The 1,151-nt window shown below is 69.4% G+C and carries 1 protein-coding gene; it reads right to left on the bottom strand.

Going from position 1 to position 1,151, the window contains the following annotated elements; translation table 11 throughout:
- Nucleotides 1-143: 143 nt before the first annotated feature.
- The coding region (locus tag ACFV9O_RS40645; protein WP_385428164.1) for a PP2C family protein-serine/threonine phosphatase at nt 144-1,151 on the bottom strand (1,008 nt) is incomplete at its 5' end.

Genomic DNA, 1,151 nt, shown 5'->3' with positions numbered 1-1,151 from the left:
GATGTACGCGAACACGGGGATGACCACCGCGAACACCAGGAGGGCTAGCTCGGTGTTGCGGCGGCTCGGCGCGCCGATGGCCCCGATGGTCGAAGTCTGTGTCGTACTACTGCTCATGGCGTGAAAAGGCCCCCAACGGCTGCTTACTGCTTACCGCACAGCGGGACCAGCTTCTGCTCTTCCTCCGAGAGGCTGGGGCCGGGCGTGGGAGTGGCATCGGACTTGTTCTTGCTCTTGGAGTCGTCGGTGAGGTTCTCGGCCGCGCCGGAGTCGCCCTTGCCGGGCTTCGCCTCCTCCTGCTGCTTCTGCGCGGCGGCGCGGCGCTCGGCGTCCTTCTTGCAGGCGGACGCCTGGACGCTGAGTTCCTCGACCTTCTCCCTGGCCTCGTCCATGCCGCCCTCGGCGATGGTCGCCTCCACCTGCTTGCGCTGGTAGGGCGGGAGGTACTTGAGTTCGATCTCGGGGTGGTCGCGGTGGACCTTGGAGAGCGACACCCAGGCCAGATCCTGGTTGATGCCCTGGAAGAGGGCGACGTGGTCGTCCTTGGTTCCCACGTAGTACTGGGTCTGGGTCCAGCGGTAGCCGCCGTAGAGGCCGCCGCCGACGACCGCGAGCGCCAGTGCCGTGTAGAGGGACCGCTTCAGCCAGGTGCGGCCGCGCCGCGGCTTCTCGAAGTCCCCTTCGCCGTACGCGCCGAAGGAGTTCTCCGGTGTGTACTCCGCGGAGGAGCCGCTGCCGGGCGGGCCGAAGGAGCCACTGGGGGCCGACGAGCGGCGGCCGAGGCCCGCGGCGCGTCCGGCCGGGGTCTCCATGGCACCGCTGTCCTGCTGCTGGTGCTGGTTCTCCGCCACCGCGCCGACCACCACGGGGGTGTCGTTGAGCTGGGTGGTGAGGGTGTCGTTGGCGTCGACGTCGAGGACGTCGGCGACGATGCAGGTGATGTTGTCCGGGCCGCCGCCGCGCAGGGCGAGCTGGATCAGTTCCTGGATGGTCTCCTGCGGGCCCTGGTAGCTGGCGAGGGCCTCCTCCATCGTCTGGTGGGAGACGACGCCGGAGAGTCCGTCGGAGCAGATCAGGTACCGGTCGCCGGCGCGGACCTCGCGGATGGAGAGGTCGGGCTCGACGTGGTCGCCGCTGCCCAGCGCGCGCAT

This window comes from Streptomyces sp. NPDC059909, assembly GCF_042730885.1.
Classification (GTDB): domain Bacteria; phylum Actinomycetota; class Actinomycetes; order Streptomycetales; family Streptomycetaceae; genus Streptomyces.
Note: the sequence above shows the minus strand (reverse complement) of the source record. Positions and strands in the feature narration are given on the sequence as shown.